The 16782-nt window shown below is 59.0% G+C and carries 16 protein-coding genes; 15 read left to right on the forward strand and 1 reads right to left on the reverse strand.

Features of this window, described 5'->3' with window-relative positions; genetic code table 11:
• Positions 1-194 (forward strand): transposase (locus tag WNY61_RS18905; protein ID WP_342852992.1); only part of this gene is annotated, 194 nt, incomplete at its 5' end.
• Positions 195-925: 731 nt separating this feature from the next.
• Positions 926-1114, forward strand: coding sequence for a hypothetical protein (locus WNY61_RS18910; RefSeq protein ID WP_342852993.1), 189 nt, complete (start codon positions 926-928; stop codon positions 1112-1114).
• Positions 1115-1158: 44 nt separating this feature from the next.
• Here the strand turns inward: WNY61_RS18910 and hydA are convergent, their stop codons facing one another.
• The gene (hydA, locus tag WNY61_RS18915) at positions 1159-2595 is read right to left on the reverse strand and encodes a dihydropyrimidinase (protein ID WP_342852994.1); all 1437 of its coding nucleotides are present in this window, start codon (positions 2593-2595) and stop codon (positions 1159-1161) included.
• An 80-nt stretch (positions 2596-2675) separates the two neighbouring features.
• Here hydA and WNY61_RS18920 point away from each other — a divergent pair, with 80 nt between their 5' ends.
• From WNY61_RS18920 to ggt, 13 genes are all read left to right on the forward strand, one after another.
• A complete protein-coding gene (locus WNY61_RS18920; RefSeq protein WP_342852995.1) occupies positions 2676-3323 on the forward strand; it encodes a GntR family transcriptional regulator in 648 nt (215 codons plus the stop codon).
• 94 nt (positions 3324-3417) lie between these two features.
• Complete coding sequence (locus tag WNY61_RS18925) at positions 3418-3810, forward strand: VOC family protein (protein WP_342852996.1); 393 nt, start codon at positions 3418-3420, stop codon at positions 3808-3810.
• 73 nt (positions 3811-3883) lie between these two features.
• Positions 3884-5443 (forward strand): ABC transporter substrate-binding protein, encoded by a 1560-nt coding sequence (locus WNY61_RS18930; RefSeq protein ID WP_342852997.1) that lies wholly within the window; start codon positions 3884-3886, stop codon positions 5441-5443.
• Between the two features lie 76 nt (positions 5444-5519).
• Positions 5520-6485: an ABC transporter permease gene (locus WNY61_RS18935; RefSeq protein WP_342852998.1), complete on the forward strand. Its 966-nt coding sequence runs from the start codon at positions 5520-5522 to the stop codon at positions 6483-6485.
• Between the two features lie 12 nt (positions 6486-6497).
• Positions 6498-7370: an ABC transporter permease gene (locus WNY61_RS18940; protein ID WP_342852999.1), complete on the forward strand. Its 873-nt coding sequence runs from the start codon at positions 6498-6500 to the stop codon at positions 7368-7370.
• Positions 7370-8365: an ABC transporter ATP-binding protein gene (locus WNY61_RS18945; protein ID WP_342853000.1), complete on the forward strand. Its 996-nt coding sequence runs from the start codon at positions 7370-7372 to the stop codon at positions 8363-8365. The genes WNY61_RS18940 and WNY61_RS18945 overlap by 1 nt, the downstream gene beginning before the upstream one ends.
• Positions 8362-9396: a dipeptide ABC transporter ATP-binding protein gene (locus WNY61_RS18950; RefSeq protein ID WP_342853001.1), complete on the forward strand. Its 1035-nt coding sequence runs from the start codon at positions 8362-8364 to the stop codon at positions 9394-9396. Before WNY61_RS18945 ends, WNY61_RS18950 begins: the two co-directional genes overlap by 4 nt.
• The gene (locus tag WNY61_RS18955; protein ID WP_342853002.1) at positions 9393-10835 is read left to right on the forward strand and encodes an ABC transporter substrate-binding protein; all 1443 of its coding nucleotides are present in this window, start codon (positions 9393-9395) and stop codon (positions 10833-10835) included. Before WNY61_RS18950 ends, WNY61_RS18955 begins: the two co-directional genes overlap by 4 nt.
• Entirely contained in the window at positions 10825-12270 is a 1446-nt protein-coding gene (locus WNY61_RS18960) for an amidohydrolase family protein (protein ID WP_342853003.1), read from the forward strand. Before WNY61_RS18955 ends, WNY61_RS18960 begins: the two co-directional genes overlap by 11 nt.
• Positions 12267-12926 (forward strand): aspartate/glutamate racemase family protein, encoded by a 660-nt coding sequence (locus WNY61_RS18965; protein ID WP_342853004.1) that lies wholly within the window; start codon positions 12267-12269, stop codon positions 12924-12926. Before WNY61_RS18960 ends, WNY61_RS18965 begins: the two co-directional genes overlap by 4 nt.
• An 8-nt stretch (positions 12927-12934) precedes the next feature.
• Positions 12935-13858: a dihydrodipicolinate synthase family protein gene (locus tag WNY61_RS18970; protein WP_342853005.1), complete on the forward strand. Its 924-nt coding sequence runs from the start codon at positions 12935-12937 to the stop codon at positions 13856-13858.
• Entirely contained in the window at positions 13858-14628 is a 771-nt protein-coding gene (locus WNY61_RS18975) for an SDR family oxidoreductase (protein WP_342853006.1), read from the forward strand. Before WNY61_RS18970 ends, WNY61_RS18975 begins: the two co-directional genes overlap by 1 nt.
• A gap of 333 nt (positions 14629-14961) precedes the next feature.
• Positions 14962-16686, forward strand: coding sequence for a gamma-glutamyltransferase (gene ggt / locus WNY61_RS18980; protein ID WP_342853007.1), 1725 nt, complete (start codon positions 14962-14964; stop codon positions 16684-16686).
• Positions 16687-16782: the final 96 nt, after the last annotated feature.

A 16782-nucleotide genomic window follows, 5' to 3' on the forward strand; every position in this document is an offset into this window, starting at 1 on the left:
CCTGCATCCCCGGACGAAAACAGCGGAAGGCGACGGTGAAGTATGACAAGCGCAGATACAAACGCCGCAATCGGATCGAGATCATGTTCGGCAGACTCAAGGACTGGCGGCGCGTTGCCACCCGCTACGACCGATGCCCAAAGGTCTTCCTCTCAGCCATCGCTCTCGCCGCCACTGTCATCTACTGGCTATGAGTCCTGAGCCTAGACAGGATGAGGAATTGTTCTCGATGGCCGAAAGCCTGAAGGACGATGAGTTTCTTTCGGATATCGCTCGCTTCCTAATCCGTTCTAGCCCGGTGCGGCCGGTTGCCTTGCGAAAAACCATGGCTACGCTTACACGGTATCGCCGCGATGCCGAAAGTGCGCATCGGTCAGCATTACGCGCTTGGATCAAGATCAGATTATAGTTTTCCTGGATCAAACCCAACTACAACCCAGGGCTGATCTTTAGATGAACGCCGGTGCACAAGCACATGAAAAACTTGATATAAATCTATCAGGGGTGCTTTGCGGCAGACTCAAATTTTCGATAACGTGCACCATTGTGGCCTAGAGTTGATAGTGGGGCTAACGGGACACCAGCCTCAATGCCGGTTCGTTCAACTGCGCTGTCGCGACTGTTCAAGCGCCGGGCTCCTTCTTGCTCTCGCATGGGATCACGCACACAAACACGCTGGCTATGGGCCACTACCACGCTGGTTTCGAGTGGGGCTATCACCAACATTCAGGCAGGGACTGTTCGAAGAGTTGCGCAGTGGTTTGTTTGACCAAGTGGCATCCTCCCTCGCCAACACTGGGTTGAGTTCGACAGGCACGTTGAGAAAGCGGTTTCCTGTGCCAAAAAGGGTGGCATAGAAATCTTTGAGCCAGATTAAGCTCTGAAGGGTTCACTCGCAAAATTCGTAAATGCGGATGAAGCTGTATTGGCCGAGAACGCCAAGGGCTGTCGGATCGGGAACCCCGAAGTGCTGCTAGAAGACTACAAACGCGTCATTGATCGCGGGGCCGATCTGCTGGCCGATGTGGCTCCCACCGACACGGATGGGTTGGCCGCGGTGGCGAAGGCAGAAATCTATGACAAGCCGAGCCATGCAAACTACGACATGAACTAAGATTGGAAATGATAAAGAGGGTAGGGGGTGCTGCGAAGGCATCCCTATTCGGCCCTCATCGGCAGCCAGCGCCCTTGGGGTGCCTCTGATACAATCTCCCGATCACGCACCAGCATGGTCCCGCGGGAGAAGACATGGCGCGGCATGCCTTTGACCGTCGTGCCCTCGAACGGGTTATACCCTGTATTGTCATGCAGATCATTCGCGCCATAGGTATAGCGCGCCTTTGGGTCCCAGATCGCGAGATCTGCGTCGAGCCCTTGGGCAATTGCTCCCTTGCTGTCCAAACCAAAGGCACGCGCAGGGGCCGTAGCAGTTAGATGAGCAAATGCCTCAAGCCCCATACGCCCTTCGTTGACCATGGCGTTGAACATCAGCGGCAGGCGCGTTTCTAGCCCCGGCATCCCATTGGCAATCTGGTTGAAGGGCGCATCCTCGCCATGGGCAAACTTTCCGCTCGAATCGAGCCGGTAGGGCGCGTGGTCTGAAGTGACGAGCTCAATCGTGCCATCGGCCATCGCGTCCCAAAGCGCCTCTTGATCGTCGCGGCTGCGTTGTGGCGGGGAACACATGAAGCGGGCCGGGTTTTCGCGCTCTAGAATGTCGACGGTCATGAACAGGTAATGCGGGCAGGTTTCGGCCTGTACCTTCACGCCTCGGGCGCGCGCCTGTCGGACGATTTCGGCCCCTTCGCGGGTCGAGACGTGAAAGATCATGATCCGCGCACCGGTGAACTCGGCAAAGCGGCACATCCGGTCGATCGCTTCGATCTCTGCTGCGCGCGGGTGCGACTCTGCGTGATACTTTGGCGCGGTCTTGCCTTCGGCTAGAAGCATTTCGGTCATATGGCCAATCAGCCCATCATTCTCCGCATGGAAACAGACCAACGCCCCCGCGTCTCGGGCCAGTGCGAGGATGTCGAGGATTGATTTATCGTCTTGGCGTACTTTGGCGTAAGTGGTGAAAATTTTAATCGAACGATGCCCCTCGGCGATCAGTTCGGGAATGTCCTCGGTTAAGTTGCCATTGCCGGTATCGGCGACAATCATGTGAAAGGCGTGGTCGATCACCGCCCCTTTCTTGGCGAGCACAGCATAGTCCTCCACCACCTGCCGCATCTTCTGACCCGCGTGTTGGGCCGCAAATGAGACGGTCGTCGTCGTCCCGCCGATCGCGGCAGAGCGTGTGGCTGTGCGGAACGTGTCGGCATTCATCAACCCGGCGCCGGACATCTGCTCGATATGGCAATGGGTGTCTACGCCGCCGGGCAGGACAAGCAACCCGCGGGCATCAATCTCTGTCGGGGCGGAAGATACAACGGCCTCGCCCAACTTTGCGATCTTACCCTTGGAAATGACGATGTCCTGCACCGCAGTGCCAGATGGCATAACGACAGTGCCACCTCGGATGATGGTATCAATCTGTTTGCTTTGCATGGCGACCTCGACGATATGCAATATCACGGTTTGAAAAATATTCATACCATACGTATACTGTATGGTATACCTCTGAAAAACAAATTGCGGAGGAGGCGGACCATTGGCCGCCTAGGGGAGGGGACATGACCGATAAGATAGAGACGCTTGGAGATACAACCTTTAAACAGCTAAAGTCGATGATATTGGACGGAACGCTAGAACCGGGCACCCGTTTGAGTGAGAAGAAATTCGCCGACCATTTGGGCGTGTCGCGCACCCCGATACGCGAAGCGATTGGGCAATTGGTCAGCGAAGGGCTAGCCAAGCGCAGCGCAGGCAGTGCGCCGGTGGTCTCAAGCGTGTCATTGAATGACATTATGGAGATCCTTCATGTAAGAAGTTTGCTTGAATGCGAAGCGGCGCGCAAAGCTGCAGCTTCTAACAAGTCTACCGCAGAACTGGTGGAAATTAGGGCAAAAATGCAAGCGTTCATAAATGGTTCGCGCCCCTCTGCAGCAGAGCATTCGGCCCTAGATATGCGCCTACACTTCATTCTTGCAGAAATGGCGGGCTCCAAACTGTTGCTGGAGTTGGTCGAAGGGTTGAAGATCAAGACCGGCATGTATGATCAAGGCTCGATCCCCGACCGTTTGGTGCCGGGCTGTGAGGAGCATATTGCCCTGATTGATGCTGTCGTCGCACAGGAGCCAGAAGCCGCCAGCGCGGCGATGAAGCTGCATCTGAGCAATGTCCGCGAATCCATCATCTCGCACATTTATCACCCCTTTTGATCCTCGCCGATGCCCACACCGCCGCAAAGGTGGTTGACTCAGCATTCCGAGTGTATACCATCTGGATACCAAATTAGAGCTCAGTGAGGATTTCATGCAAGCGCAACGACCCGAGGGCGGTATCGTTCTGGCGATCACCTTTCAGTACTACCGCGATCTGCCGACAGCGATGCGCTTTTACGAAGATGTTCTGGGTCTGACCCTCGCCATCGATCAAGGTTGGTCAAAAATCTACCGCATCGACGGGCAAGCGCATGTCGGTCTCGTGGACGAGACTCGCGGCATGCAGAAGTGGCAGGAGAAAAAGACTGTGCAGCTCTGCATGCGGGTGCCGGATGTCGATGCTTGGTATGCCTGGGCCGAGGCAAAAGACGTCTCTGGTTTGACCAAGATGTTCGATAGTGATGAGCTTGGCATTCGCGCCTTCGCGATGAACGACCCCGAAGGCTACCAGATCGAGGTGCAGACCGCCCGCCCCGGTCATTGATCCATTCCATAACAAAATCGAATGAGGGTCGAACAAGCGGCCCCGTCACCCATCCAACAGTGGAGAACTTACAATGAAATACCTCAGTGAAACTGCACTGCGCACCAGTGCGTTCGGTCTTGCCCTGATGGCGACGACGGCGGGCGCGGCGCTGGCCGAGAAATCGGTGACCATCGGCCTGACGGCAGACCCCAGCCACCTCTACCCCTTGGCGGGGGAGGAGCTGTCGTCCAACATCATGTATTATCACCTCTATGATCCGCTGGTGAAACGCAGTGCTGATCTGACCTTTGGCCCCGGCCTTGCCGAAAGCTGGGAAAACGTCGATGACACCACGTGGCGTTTTAAACTGCGCGCAGGCGTGAAGTTCCATAACGGCAATGATTTCACCGCCGAAGATGTGGTCTTTACCGTTGAGAAGGCCCGCGAGTCGATCCGACCCGATCTGGTCGCGAATATCGCCTCGATCACAGCCGTAGATGACCTCACGGTCGAGATCACGACGCCAAAGCCCTATGCCGTCCTGCCTAATGATCTTGCAGAATTGCTGATCCTCGACAGCGACTACACGACTGAAACTGGCGATGAAAAAATGGATCTCGAGCCGATGGGCACCGGACCCTATATGCTCGGTGAGTGGATAAAGGAAGAGAAGCTGACTCTTAACGCTTTTGACGGTTACTGGGCTGGCAAGCCTAAGATCGACACGGTTATTTTCCGCCCGATCACCAACCCGGCGACCCGCACGGCTGCACTGCTGACTGGTGAAGTCGACGTCATTCAAGATCTCGCCGTGCGTGATGTAGACCGTGTGAAGCGCGAAGAGGGTTTCGAGGTCGTCACCCGCCCAAGCCTCTTGAACGTCGTGCTTGCGATGGACACCCGTGCCAAATCGCCTACCATCGAAGGTGATAACCCGATGGTTGATCAGCGCGTGCGCGAAGCTATCGCCCGCGCCATCGACACCGATGCGATCAACAAAATCGTCATGAACGGTCTCGCCATGCCGAGCGACCAATTCGTCCCGGAATCGCACATCGGCTATGCCGATGGGATAAGCTTCCGCGAGATGTATCCGGTGGACATCGACGCGGCGAAAGAACTGATGGCTGATGCGGGTTATCCCGATGGTTTTACCATGACGCTGGACGCCACCAACAACCGCTACGTCAACGACGCGCAGATCGCGCAGGCGCTGGCGTCGATGCTGGCCAAGATCAACATCGACCTGCAGCTGAACATCATGCCCAAGTCGAACTTCTGGGGCTACATTCGCGTGCCGACGGAGCAGTCGAGCTTCATCATGTCGGGCTGGGATGTGCCAGCGGGGGATGCGGGCTCGATGTATGGCGCGCTGTTCTACACTCGCGACAAGAAAGAAGGCTACGGGCAGGTCAATCGGGGTTCTTACTCCAACCCGGAGCTAGATGCCTTAATCGATCAGGCCGATGCCACCCCGAGCATCGAAGAGCGTGACCGTCTGCTTCAGGAAGCCTCCAAGCTGCTGCTCGCCGACATCCCGATGATTCCCGTTCATTACGAGCAGGACATCTACGCCGTGCGCGATGGGGTGAGCCTATCGCCGCGCGTCGATAAGTTCATCTGGGCCTATGACATGGACGTGGCCGAGTAAGCCACGCCGCGCGACCCCGGCGGCGCGTCGTCGCCGGGGCCACCCTTTTCCCGCCAGCGAAAGACTGTAGCCGCCGATGTTCGGATATCTGCTGAAACGCCTGATTCAAATGAGCCTTGTGCTCTGGGTCGTCTCTGTGATCGTCTTCTTGATGATGAGTTTCACCGGCGACCCGGTGTTCATGGTCGTGCCGATTGACGCAACCGATGCCGAAATCGCGCAGGCGCGGCGCATTCTGGGACTCGATCAGTCTCTACTCGTGCAATATTGGCGCTTCACCTCGAGCCTCGTGCAGGGGGATTTCGGGAATTCCTACGTCTTCCGCCAGCCCGCCATGACGCTGATCCTTGAACGCCTGCCCGCCACCGTCGAGATGGTGCTGGTCGCCATGGCACTCGCGCTGGCCGTCGCAATTCCGCTCGGTGTCTATGCTGGCGCCAATCCGAACAGCCGGATTAGCCGCACCATCATGGCAGGCTCGCTCTTGGGTATTTCGCTTCCGGGATTCTGGGTTGGCATGGTGCTGATCTTTCTCTTTGCCGTACATTGGGGGATCTTTCCTTCCTCAGGCCGGGGCGACACCGCCGAGATCTTTGGTTTGCGCATCAGCCTGCTAACCGCCGACGGCTGGCATCACATCATTCTACCTGCCGTGACCCTATCGCTCGCGACAATGGCGATCCTGTTGCGCATGACCCGCGCCGGCATGATGGAGGTCGGGCGGCAGGACTTTATGAAATTCGCCCGCGCCAAAGGGGCGACGCGGCGGGATGTCCTTTATAAGCACGGGCTGAAAAATGCGCTGATCCCGGTTATCACCATTTTTGGCCTGCAACTGGGTGACCTCATCGCCTTTGCCACCATCACCGAAACGATTTTCTCATGGCCCGGCATGGGCAAGCTGCTGATCGACAGCATCTACCGCGCCGACCGGCCTGTGATCGTCGTCTATCTGATGCTGGTCGCGCTGATCTTTGTCATCATCAATTTCCTTGTCGATATCGTCTACACGCTGATCGACCCGCGTATCACATTGAAATGAGAGGGCGGTGACATGACGGCATTCTTCCATTCCGAATTCTTTTACAACTACCGCCGCAGCTCCTCGGCGATGATCGGCAGTGCGCTGATGGTGTTTTTTGCATTGGCGGTTCTGGTCGGCCCCTTTGTGGTGAGCCAGAACCCTTATGACATCGCGGCCCTGAACCTGATGGACAGCTACAAACCCCCGGTTTGGCTCGAGGGGGGCGACCCGCAATTCTGGCTTGGCACCGACGGGCAGGGGCGCGATGTCTGGGCGTCGATCCTGTATGGCGCGCGGATCTCATTGTTTATCGGTCTGGTAGCCATGGTGGCATCCTGTGTCATCGGCACGCTGCTGGGGCTGATCGCTGGGTTTTATGGCGGTCTCGTTGACAGCATCATCATGCGGGTTGCCGACATCCAACTGTCCTTCCCGTCGATCCTGATTGCGCTTTTCTTGATGTCCGCAGTGGGCACCGGTGTCGATAAGGTGCTGATTGCACTGACGGCGGTGGGTTGGGTTGTCTATGCTCGGACCGTGCGCGGCTCGACCCTGTCGGAGATCGAAAAAGAATATGTGCAGGCGGCCAAGGTGGCGGGGCTGCCCAATGCGAAGATCATCCGCAAACATGTGCTGCCCAATGTACTGACGCCGCTCATCGTCATCGCAACCATTCAGGTGGGCACCTTCGTGTTGATCGAAGCCTCGCTTTCCTTCCTCGGTGTCGGCGTGCCGATCACCCAGCCGTCGCTGGGGCTGCTCATCAAAAACGGGTTTGATGTTCTCTTCTCGGGCCTATGGTGGACCAGCGTTTTCCCGGGCTTCGCGATTATGATGTTGGTCTTTGGCATCAATCTGTTTGGCGACTTCCTACGTGACGAATTGAACCCGAGGCTGAAATGATGGCGGATACAGCACAATCTAAGCTGCTTGAAGTGCGCGATCTGCGGACATATTTCCACACGTTCGCGGGCACGGTGAAGGCCGTGAACGGCGTCAGTTTCGACGTCGCAGCGGGCGAAGTCATGGGGCTGGTCGGTGAAAGCGGTGGTGGCAAGTCCGTCGCCGGCTTTTCAATACTTGGCTTGATCGACAGCCCTGGCAAGATCGAGGGCGGGGAGATCCTGCTCGATGGCGAAGACCTCGTGAAAGCTGGCGAAGCGCGGCTGCGTGAGATCCGGGGGCGGGATATCTCGATGGTGTTCCAAGACCCGATGACATCGCTTAATCCGCTGCACAGTGTCGGTCGCCAGATGGACGAAGTGCTGCGCTTGCACAGCGATCTTGACGCAAGGGCACGCCATGCCGCCTGCGTCGAAATGTTGGAGAGCGTCGGCATTAGTCAAGCCGAAGAGCGCCTTAAAGCCTATCCGCATCAGTTCTCGGGTGGGATGCGCCAACGAGTCGTCATCGCCATCGCACTTCTGGCGCGGCCCCGGCTGATCATCGCTGATGAGCCGACCACCGCGCTTGATGTGACAATCCAAAGCCAGATCCTGAAACTCATGCGCCGCCAGATTTCTGAAAAAGGCGCGTCGATGATCCTTGTCACGCACGATCTTGCCGTGGTGTCGGAAATGGCGGATCACATCACCGTTCTTTACTGTGGCAACGTGGTTGAGCGCGGGCGCACCCGTGAGTTGATCGAAGCCCCCGCGCATCCCTATACCCGCGGGCTGATCGACAGCATCCCTGATCTGTCAAACCGGCACGAGCGGCTGCAACAGATCCCCGGCACAGTGCCGGACATCCGCAACCTGCCCAAAGGCTGCAATTTCCGCGACCGTTGCCCCCGCGCGCAAGCGCTTTGCGCCGAGTTTGAGCCAAGCCTCACTGCGCAGCGGGGATCGCTTTCCGCCGCCTGCCACTTCCCCTTGAGCCCTGGAGATTCCGCATGACCGACGCCACCGCACCGATGCTCGAGGTGCGCAATCTCGAGATGCATTTCTCCCTCGGTGGCTCTGTCCTTGACCGGCTACGCTTTGGCAAAAAGGGGCCGCGGCTCAACCGTCCGGTTGTGCGTGCGGTGAACGGGGTCAACTTTAGCATCGCGCGTGGGGAGATCATGGCGTTGGTCGGCGAAAGCGGCTGCGGGAAGTCGACCGTCGCCAAGACCATCGCGCGGATTTACAAGCCCACAGGCGGTGAGCTGTGGATCGATGGCGAAGAAGTGGCCGACCATGACTTCGCGCAGATGCTGCCCGTCCGTGCCAAGATGCAGATGATCTTCCAAGACCCATATGCCTCGTTGAACCCGCGCCAAAAGGTACGCGATATCGTGGCTGAACCTCTACTTCAGCAGACAGCCACCGCCGCCGAGCGGCGCGCGGTTCCCGCGAAGATCGAAGCGCTTCTGGCGCGGGTTGGCCTGAACGCCGAACACGCAGCGCGTTATCCACACCAGTTCTCGGGCGGGCAGCGGCAACGGATCGGCATCGCCCGCGCGCTGTCGGTCACACCGGGGCTGATCGTCGCAGATGAGCCGGTCTCCGCGCTGGATGTGTCGATTCAGGCGCAAATTCTCAACTTGATGAAAGACCTCCGCGATGAGTTCGGGCTGGCCTATCTGTTCATCAGCCACGACCTCTCGGTGGTGCATCATATCGCAGACAAGATTGGCGTGATGTATTTGGGCTTCATGGTCGAGAACGCCCCGCGCGATGTGCTCTTCTCGCGCCCGCGCCATCCCTACACCCGCGCACTGCTCTCTGCCGCGCCGAGCATCAAAGAAAAACGCGATACGGAAGAGATCGAGCTTACGGGCGAGGTGCCCTCGGCGCTTTCGCTGCCGTCGGGCTGTTGTTTCCGCACCCGCTGCCCCTTTGCATGGGACCGCTGTGCCGCAGAGCGGCCTGCCTTGCGCGATGTGGGCGAAGGGCAAACTGTCGCCTGTCACCTGATCGATGAGCCGGAAAGGGATGTCACATGACCATTATCGCACAGGCCCGACTGGGGCTGCATGATCCGCATGATTGTACTGATGCGAATGATGAACTGACGGTGCTACACGCGGTTTACGACACGCTGGTGAAACGCGAAGGGCAGGGGTTTGTCCCGGCGCTTGCACGAAAGTGGTCGGTGTCCGACGATGCGCGTAGTTGGGAGTTCACCTTGCAGTCAGGTGTGCAGTTCCACGATGGTACCCCCTGCGATGCGACCGCCGTGGCTGCCTCGCTTGAGCGCATGGCACGGGAGGACAAAGGCTATACCCTTGGCGCGCCCGCCGTCTGGCGGCAGTTCTTGGGTGGGGCAAGGCTTGAAGTGCTGGACCCTACGCAACTGCGGGTCACCTTGACTGCGCCGATGGCGGACTTGCTGGATGTGCTGGAGCAGGGCTTTATCGTCGCCCCCTCGGCCTTTGCCGCACTGGATGCAGGCGACCACGGCGCCCAGATCGGCAGCGGCCCTTACCGGATCACGCAGATCTCGCCAGAACGCATTAGCGCCACCCGCGTCGCGGGGCATTTTTCCGGCACCCCCGCTAATGCCGAAATCACTTGGCTGTTGGAGCCGGATGCAGCGCGACGTCAGGCGATGCTGGCGGAGGGCGCGGTTCAGTTCGCCAATGGGTTGGACTTCGACGCTTCACGCGCACTCGGCACCATGCGGCATGAGTTTCTCTCTCCCGTGGCGATCATCTACCTGCTTAACGCAGCAAAGGGCCCACTCGCCGATGCGCGGGTCCGCCGGGCGCTGAGCCTAGCTGTTGACCGCGAAGCGATTGTCGAAACGGTCATGCAAGGCGCCGCGCGCCCTCTGCGTGGTTTCGTCAGCCCTAACCATTTTGGTGCGGGGCAGGGGGCGGGCGCACAGATGGACCGCGAAACAGCCCGCGCTTTGCTAGCTGAGGCTGGCCATGGCAACGGTCTCAGACTTGAGGTGGATTGCCCGACACGCCTGCCCGATGAGGCTGAACTTCTGACCGCCGCTCTTGGCGCGCAGCTCGCCGAAGTAGGAATCACGCTCAACGTGCACATCCACCCTGAGCGCGAAGACTACGCCCATATGGTGCGGCGCAAGGAAATCCGCGATCTTTGCGTTTTTGATAGCAGCCCGATGAGCACCTACCGCGTGCTTTATGAGAAAATCGACAGCCGCATCGCGGGGTCTTGGTGGCAGGGCTATGCCAACCCCCAGATCGAAGCGCTGATCGACGAGGGCCGCCTCACGACCAGCCGCGCCGCTCGGGCCGAAATCTGGCGGCAAGCCTATGCGCTGCTCCAGTCGGACCCAGCTTGGCTGACGCTCTATAACCCACTGCGGGCGATCGGGATCGTGGGGGAGCATCCAGACTTCACCATGCCCGCCGACGGGGTGATCGACGTGACGCAACTGCCGCTGTTGGAGGAGACCGCCCATGCAGGCTGATACGCTTCTGACCGGCGGGGCCGTCATCACGATGGACCCGGCGCGCCGGGTAGTTGAGAACGGCGCGGTGGCCGTATCGGAGGGCGTCATCACCGCCATTGGCACGGCGGCGGAACTGGGCGAACAGATGCAGGCAGCAGAGGTGATCGACACCACCGGCCATATTGTCTTTCCCGGTTTGATCGACGTCCATGCACATGCCGGCCACGGGTTGATCAAAACGATGGGCATGCATGGGGGCAACCGGTGGGAGGACATCTGCGGCGAGGTCTATACCCAAATTTCACCCCCCGAATTCTGGCACGCCGAGGCGCGGCTGGCAGCGTTAGAGCGGCTGCGTTTCGGCGTGACCACGGGCGTTTCTCTGCTGGGCGGCGGTGACACGATCATGCGCAGCGACCACCCCGATTATGCCGCTGCTCATTGCCAAGGCGTGCTGGAAGTCGGCACCCGCACGGTTGTCGCCATCGGACCCACACGCGCGCCGCATCCGATTATCTACGCTGAATGGCAGGATGGCGGACCGCGGCCCTATCAGGTCAGCTTTGAGCAACAGTTCGACACGAGCAAAGCCGTTGCCGAGGACTGGCACGATACCCACGCGGGCCGGATCAACATCGCCATGCTCTACCCCGTCCTGCGCGATGAACATGAGCGCGAAATGGCGGCCCAAGACTATTCCGACGCCTGCGACCAAAGCCGCGCCGTGCGCGCCTATGCGCGCGACAAGGGGCTGGTTTTCACCCAGGACGGCCATTGGCGGGGCTCCATCCGCCGGGCGCAGGCGCTTGGGCTTTTGGGGCCCGACGCTCTGCTGTCACATTGCATTGATCTGCATGACGATGAGATCGCTTTGACGGCAGAAACCGATACCAAAATCGCGCATAATCCCTCGGCCAATGCATCTATCACAGGCCGCTGCCCGGCGACTGAAATGATGGAGATTGGCGTCTGTGTGGCGCTTGGGTCTGATGCCACGGCACCGGATCGCTCAGGCGATATGTTTCGGCACATGCAGCAGGCGATGCACTACCACCGTCGGCACTTCCGTGACGCCGATGTGCTGCCCATCGGCAGAGTGCTACAGATGTGTACCGTCGACGGGGCCAAAGCGCTCGGGATGGACGAGCGCATCGGGTCTTTGGAAGTCGGCAAGGCTGCGGATATCGTTACGCTTGACCTTGCGCGACCACATCTACAGCCGGGCAATATGCCTGTGCATCGGCTGGTCTGCTTTGCCAATGGTAATGATGTGAGCAACGTCATGGTCGGCGGCGAAATGGTGCTGCGCGATGCCCGCGCCACACGGCTGGATGAGGCCGAAGTGCTACGCGATGCCGCCGGAGAGGCCGCGTTGATGATTGAGCGGATGGGTGGCGCGCAGGATCTTGCGCTGCCTTCTGATTTTTGGGGCCAGAGGGAAGGGCAGCTATGACGATTTACATCATCAACCCCAACAGCAGCCAGCATGTGACACAAGGCATCGACCGCGCCATTGATCCGATGCGCGCCGCCAGCCCTGTGCCGATCACCGCCCGCACACTGGCCGAAGGCCCGCCGGGGATCGAAACGCAGACGCATGTTGATGGCGTCGTGGGGCCCATGCTCGCGCATTGTGCCGCGTTGGAAGATCAGGCCAGCGCCTTTGTCGTCGCTTGTTTCTCTGACCCCGGGCTTGCCGCCCTTCGCGAACAATCCAACCGCCCGGTTCTGGGCATTGCCGAAGCCGCGGTGCTGACGGCCATGACCCTCGGCCAGCGTTTTGGCATCCTGTCGATCCTGCGCCGCTCAATCCCGCGCCATATGCGCTATCTCGGTGCGATGGGCGTCATGGACCGGCTCGCCGGTGACGAACCGCTGGGACTGGGCGTGCTGGAACTGGCCGATGAGACCCGCACTTTTGAGCGGCTCAAGGCCGTGGGCACCAGCCTGCGCGATGGGGCCGGTGCCGATGTGCTGATCCTCGGCTGCGCTGGCATGACCGCCTTTCGTGGTGACCTCGAAACCGAACTTGGCATTCCGGTGGTTGAACCCTGCCAAGCCGCGACGGCCATGGCCATTGGCCGGGTCGCCTTACAACAGTCACGATAGGAGAGAACATGTCCGCACTCACAGCAGACGCAAAAGGCGTCTTTGTCATTGCCGTCACCCCCTTCCACCCCGATGGCCGGATCGACATGGATAGCTGCGACCGGATGGTCGACTTCTATCTTGAGGCCGGAGCCACGGGGCTCACCGTACTGGGCATGATGGGCGAAGCACCCAAGCTCACGGTCGAGGAATCTCGCGAGGTCGTGGCGCGTATCTTGGCCCGCGTGGGTGGCCGCGTGCCGGTCGTGGTTGGCGTCTCTGCCCCCGGCTTTGCACAGATTGATACGCTCACCCGCGCGGCAATGGATATGGGTGCGGCCGGCGTCATGATCGCCCCGCCCGGCGGCCTGCGCACCGACGATCAAATCGTTAACTACTACACCCAAGTCGCCGAGCTTCTGGGCGATGTGCCTTTTGTCTTGCAGGACTTTCCGCTGGTTACAGGCGTGCAGATCGCCCCAAAGGTGATTACCCAGATCGCCAATGATCTGCCCACATGTGTTTGCCTCAAACACGAAGATTGGCCCGGTTTGGAAAAGATCAGCACCCTGCGTGTGGAAGGGGCGCTCAAGCGTCCTCTGTCGATCCTTTGCGGCAATGGCGGGTTGTTCCTGCCCGAAGAAATGGCCCGCGGTGCCGATGGGGCGATGACTGGCTTTGCCTATCCTGAAATGATGGTTCAGGTGGTCGATCTCTATTCGAACGGAGAGGCCAGCCGCGCCCAAGATATTTTTGATGCCTATCTGCCGCTGGCTCGTTTTGAACAGCAGCCAGGGCTGGGCCTCGCTATCCGCAAATACACGCTCGCAAGGCGCGGCATCATCGCCCATGACACCCTGCGCCGCCCCGGGGCGCAGCTGACCGATGCCACCCGCGCGGAGGTCGACAGGCTGATTGCGCGGCAAGAAAAACGACTGAAGGAATTGAACTGATGGATCTGCAAATCACCGGCAAACGCGCGCTTGTTCTGGGGGCCAGCCGTGGCCTTGGCATGGCCATCGCAAAATCACTCGCCGCCGAGGGCGTCACCGTTTTCGCCGCCGCACGCAGCCGCGACAAGATTGCGAAATGGGCCGAAGGCATCGAGAATGTGCAACCTGTTGAATGCGACCTGTCGGACTTCGCGCAGGTGGACGCCTTGGTTGACAGCCTGCTCTCTGACGGCGGCGCTGATATCATCGTCAACAACGGCGGCGGCCCGCCTCCCGGAACGGCGCAGGCCGCAGAGCGCAGCCAATGGCTTGCGCATTTTGAGGCGATGGCGGCCAATCTATTCCACCTCAACACGCGTCTCCTGCCAGCGATGAAAGAGCGGGGCTGGGGCCGGATTATCTCGATCACCTCTTCCGGCGTTGAACAACCGATCCCGAACCTAGCGCTCAGCAACGGCATTCGTTCCGCCGTGGTGGGGTGGTCAAAGACCTTGGCGAGCGAAGTGGCGGGCGATGGGATCACGGTCAATGTGGTGATGCCCGGGCGCATCCATACCCAACGTGTCGACGAACTCGACGCCGGAGCCGCCAAACGCACCCAAAGCAATGTGGCCGATGTCGCCGCAAAATCCCGCGCCACGATCCCGGCTGGGCGCTATGGCAAACCTGAGGAATTCGCGGATGTGGTGACGTTCCTCGCCTCTACCCGCGCGAGCTATGTGACTGGGTCACGTATTCGGATTGATGGGGGCGCGATTAAGGGGATCTAACCCAGCATCCCTGGCAGAGCAATCTTGCGCCAGACCAGATACGCGCCGCCGAGACGCGAGAAGGTCGACAAGCCCTGATCTGTTATTTCCAGGCTGCAAACAAATCCCTGAATGCACGCTTAAGGTTCACCATAGCTTAGGTGCTGGTGGGCGATCGTAAGGTTTTTGGGCTCTAACTTAGAATGCCACGGCTCTGGCTTTTCTTCTAATCAATGTTTTGCGCGGAACAACTGGGGGTTAGGAGGCAGCACCTGACATCGGTGCCCCAACAGTTGCACTTTTTACGAGAAACAGCGAGCCTTGAACCACGCAAACGCAAATGGGAGGACTAAAATGAGACAGCTTATTACTGGCGCAGTATGCCTGACGATGTCAGCAGCCCCTGCGCTTTATGCCCAAGAAGCAGCGATTTTTTCCGGCGATGACCGTGTTCACCCCGTCTACGCCGAGAACGGTATGGTGTCGGCCCAGGAAGCTGTGGCGGCCCAAATCGGGCTTGATATTCTCGAAGCGGGCGGCAATGCCATTGACGCGGGCGTGGCAGTGGCTTTCGCATTGGCTGTAACCTTGCCGCGCGCAGGCAATATCGGCGGCGGCGGGTTCATGATCGTCCATGACGCAGAGACCGGCGAGACCAAGGCCATAGACTACCGCGAAATGGCCCCCTCATCCGCCGACCGCGATATGTACCTCGATGATGAAGGCAACGCCGACAGCGAGCTTTCGCGCTTTACAGGGCTTGCGGTCGGGGTGCCGGGAACCGTGGCAGGCATGCAGATGGCGTTGCAAAATTACGGTAGCATGACCCTTGCCGAAGTGATTGAACCGGCCATCGCCCTTGCGCGTGATGGTATCGCCGTCACGCCCGGCCTTGCTGACAGCCTCAAAGGACTTGAGGACCGGCTGAAGAAATGGCCGACGTCTGAGAGCATCTTTTACAAAGAAGGCGGAGGTTTCTATGAGCCCGGCGAGACCCTTATGCAGGCGGATCTTGCAAATACCTTGCAAAAGATCGCTACTGAAGGGCCTGACGGATTTTACAAAGGTGAGACAGCAACAAAGATTGCTGATGCAGTACAGGCTGCTGGAGGGCGCATCACAGTTGAGGATATGGCGAACTACAAGCCGGTCCTACGCGACCCGGTGCGCGGCACTTACCGAGGCTATGAGATCGTATCAATGCCACCGCCCAGCTCTGGCGGGGCGCATATCATCCAGATCCTGAACGTTCTAGAAGACTACCCGATCTCGTTTCTTGGTCATAACACGGCTGACACGATCCATCTCATGGCCGAAGCGATGAAACGGGCCTATGCGGATCGCTCAGAATATCTTGGCGATAGTGATTTCGTTGATGTACCGTTGAGCGAGATCACGTCTAAGGCCTACGCTGAGGATATTCGCGGAAAAATCAGCCTCAATGTAGCGACACCGTCGAGCAGTATTAAGCCGGGTGAGCTTGCCCCTTACGAGTCTGACCAAACCACGCATTTTTCGATCGTGGACAAGGATGGCAACGCCGTTTCCAACACCTATACGATCAACTTTTCCTATGGGTCTGGAATGGTCGCTGACGGCACCGGTATTCTTATGAACAATGAGATGGATGATTTCGCGGCCAAGCCCGGTGTGCCTAATGCCTATGGTCTAATCGGCGGCGATGCCAATGCGGTAGAGGGTGGTAAACGCCCGCTTTCTTCTATGTCGCCAACAATTGTGATGAAGGACGGAGAAGTCTTCATGGTCACCGGTTCACCCGGCGGCTCGCGCATTATCACCACCACGTTGCAAGTCATCATGAATGTCATCGACCACGGGATGAACATTGCCGAGGCTTCCTTCGCGCCGCGCATCCACCACCAGTGGCTGCCCGATGAAATTCGGATTGAAGAGGGGGTCAATCTCGACACGGTGGGCCTACTTGAGCAACGAGGCCATAAGGTCAGTGAGAAGTCAGTGATGGGATCAACGCAGTCGATCCTCGTGGATCGTGAAAGCGGCTTTTTGTTTGGTGCGTCAGACCCACGGCGCGTCGACGCCGCGACCCTTGGGCACTAATCACCAAAAAGCCAGCCTCGGCGTACGTGCCGGGGCACTCCCCGGGGATTTTCGAAACAAAAGTCCAATATACTCTCGATCCCCTTTTGAGTTCAG

It is taken from the genome of Sulfitobacter sp. AS92 (genome assembly GCF_038900015.1).
Taxonomy (GTDB): Bacteria; Pseudomonadota; Alphaproteobacteria; order Rhodobacterales; family Rhodobacteraceae; genus Sulfitobacter.

What these genes read in the sequence shown, in the direction of transcription:
- hydA (WP_342852994.1), bottom strand. Translation starts at nt 2,595, where the DNA reads ATGAATATTTTTCAAACCGTGATATTGCATATCGTCGAGGTCGCCATG.
- WNY61_RS18920 (WP_342852995.1), top strand. Translation starts at nt 2,676, where the DNA reads ATGACCGATAAGATAGAGACGCTTGGAGATACAACCTTTAAACAGCTA.
- WNY61_RS18925 (WP_342852996.1), top strand. Translation starts at nt 3,418, where the DNA reads ATGCAAGCGCAACGACCCGAGGGCGGTATCGTTCTGGCGATCACCTTT.
- WNY61_RS18930 (WP_342852997.1), top strand. Translation starts at nt 3,884, where the DNA reads ATGAAATACCTCAGTGAAACTGCACTGCGCACCAGTGCGTTCGGTCTT.
- WNY61_RS18935 (WP_342852998.1), top strand. Translation starts at nt 5,520, where the DNA reads ATGTTCGGATATCTGCTGAAACGCCTGATTCAAATGAGCCTTGTGCTC.
- WNY61_RS18940 (WP_342852999.1), top strand. Translation starts at nt 6,498, where the DNA reads ATGACGGCATTCTTCCATTCCGAATTCTTTTACAACTACCGCCGCAGC.
- WNY61_RS18945 (WP_342853000.1), top strand. Translation starts at nt 7,370, where the DNA reads ATGGCGGATACAGCACAATCTAAGCTGCTTGAAGTGCGCGATCTGCGG.
- WNY61_RS18950 (WP_342853001.1), top strand. Translation starts at nt 8,362, where the DNA reads ATGACCGACGCCACCGCACCGATGCTCGAGGTGCGCAATCTCGAGATG.
- WNY61_RS18955 (WP_342853002.1), top strand. Translation starts at nt 9,393, where the DNA reads ATGACCATTATCGCACAGGCCCGACTGGGGCTGCATGATCCGCATGAT.
- WNY61_RS18960 (WP_342853003.1), top strand. Translation starts at nt 10,825, where the DNA reads ATGCAGGCTGATACGCTTCTGACCGGCGGGGCCGTCATCACGATGGAC.
- WNY61_RS18965 (WP_342853004.1), top strand. Translation starts at nt 12,267, where the DNA reads ATGACGATTTACATCATCAACCCCAACAGCAGCCAGCATGTGACACAA.
- WNY61_RS18970 (WP_342853005.1), top strand. Translation starts at nt 12,935, where the DNA reads ATGTCCGCACTCACAGCAGACGCAAAAGGCGTCTTTGTCATTGCCGTC.
- WNY61_RS18975 (WP_342853006.1), top strand. Translation starts at nt 13,858, where the DNA reads ATGGATCTGCAAATCACCGGCAAACGCGCGCTTGTTCTGGGGGCCAGC.
- ggt (WP_342853007.1), top strand. Translation starts at nt 14,962, where the DNA reads ATGAGACAGCTTATTACTGGCGCAGTATGCCTGACGATGTCAGCAGCC.